Source organism: Acidovorax sp. GW101-11A03 (assembly GCF_059424825.1).
Window position 1 is genome coordinate 1 of sequence record NZ_JBWKZU010000138.1, and the last position, 1,639, is coordinate 1,639.

Sequence of the window (1,639 nt, forward strand, 5' to 3'; positions counted from 1 at the left end):
GGCGCAGGCCGACGGCGCCGTGGCCCAGGCCGACGCCGCCATGGCCGAGGCCCAGGGCGCGCGGGACGCAGCGCAGGCCGCACTGGCTGCCTGGGGCGTGCAGGCCGCGCCCACCCTGGCGCTGGCGGACGGGGCGGAGCCCGAGCCCCCGGTGCCCGATGCCACGGCAGCCGCTGCCCAGCACCCTGCGGCGGCCGACTGGCAGGACCAGGCCGAGGTGGCCCGCCGCGCCGCCGACCTGGCTGCCGTGCAAACCCGTGCCAACCCCGAGCTGACGGTGGCCGCCACTCGGGGCCGCGAGCAGGCGGGCGACCGCTACCAGCAGACCTTCACCGTGGGCCTGCGCATACCCCTGGGCGGGGGCGACCGTGCGCAGGCGAAGCAGGCTACAGCACGCGCCGATGCCATCGATGCCGAGGCGCGTGCTGCCGTGGAGCAGAGGCGCCTGGACGCCGACATCGCTGCCGCCATGGCCCGCGTCAAAGCCACCCAGGCCCAGCGCGATGCCCTGGCACGGCACGCGGCGCTGGCGCAGGGCACACGCGGCTTTATCGACAAGGCCTTCCGACTGGGTGAAGCCGACGGCCCCACACGCCTGCGTGTGGAGCTGGAAGCCGCCCAGGCCGAACGCCAGTTGGCCCGCGCCCGCATCGAAGCGGCGGCCGCCATCTCCCACCTGCGCCAAGCCCTGGGCCTGCTGCCGCAATGACGCCCTTGAGGCCCTCACCACTTTTGCTGAACACCATGAAACTAGCTTCCACTTTCTCCACACTGGGCCTGGCCCTGCTGCTGGGCTTGCTACCGCCGACAGCGCTGGCTGGTGCTGGCCACGACCATGGCGAAACCCCCGCCGCCGCAGCGGGCACAGCCCTGCCGCGCTTTGCCGCCACCTCCGACCTGTTTGAACTGGTGGGCGTGCTCGACGGGCAAAAAATCGCGCTCTACCTGGACCACGCGGGCGACAACAGCCCGGTGAAAGACGCCCGGCTGGAGTTGGACATCGCGGGCACCAACGTACCCGTCACCCGCGTGGCCGAGGGCGAGTTCCAGGCCACCCTGGCCGCGCCGCTGGCCGAGGGTGTGAGCCCCGTCACCGCCACCGTGGCCGCAGGCACTGACACCGACCTGCTCGCAGGCGAGATCGACCTGCACCCCGCCGCTCACACCGATGCCGCACCGGCAGGGCTGGCCCGCCGCACTGTGCTGATCGCAGGCGCCGTGGCCGCCGTGCTGCTGGCGCTGGTCGCCGCGTGGGGCTTGCGCCGGGGCCGTGCTGCCCGCATGGGCAACAACCAGCGCGTGGGAGGTGCAGCATGAAGCGCTTCCACCCCATGCCCTCCTTGCTTGCTCTGCTCATGGCCGCCGTGCTCAGCGCCCCTGTGCCAGCCCTGGCAGGCCCCGGCCACGACCATGGCGATGCACCACCTGCGCCCAGCGGCAACGGCCCCAGCCGCCAGCCCGATGGCAGCGTGTTTCTGCCCAAACCCGCGCAGCGCCAACTGGGCGTGCGCACTCTGGTGGCAGCCACCGGGCAACACGCCAAGGCTTTTGAACTGGCAGGCTCCGTGGTGATGGACCCCAACGCAGGCGGCAAGGTGCAGGCCGTGCTGGCCGGGCGGCTGGAGGCCGGGCCCAAGGG

Annotated in this window: 2 protein-coding genes and 1 pseudogene; all 3 read left to right on the forward strand. The window is 73.0% G+C overall.

The window, feature by feature from the left end; genetic code table 11:
- Positions 1-709 (forward strand): TolC family protein (locus AC07Z7_RS25025; RefSeq protein ID WP_494768038.1); only part of this gene is annotated, 709 nt, incomplete at its 5' end.
- Between the two features lie 35 nt (positions 710-744).
- The gene (locus AC07Z7_RS25030; RefSeq protein ID WP_494768039.1) at positions 745-1,317 is read left to right on the forward strand and encodes a hypothetical protein; all 573 of its coding nucleotides are present in this window, start codon (positions 745-747) and stop codon (positions 1,315-1,317) included.
- Positions 1,314-1,639 (forward strand): annotated as a pseudogene (locus AC07Z7_RS25035) (efflux RND transporter periplasmic adaptor subunit); the annotation flags it as partial. The gene AC07Z7_RS25030 and the pseudogene AC07Z7_RS25035, both read left to right, overlap by 4 nt.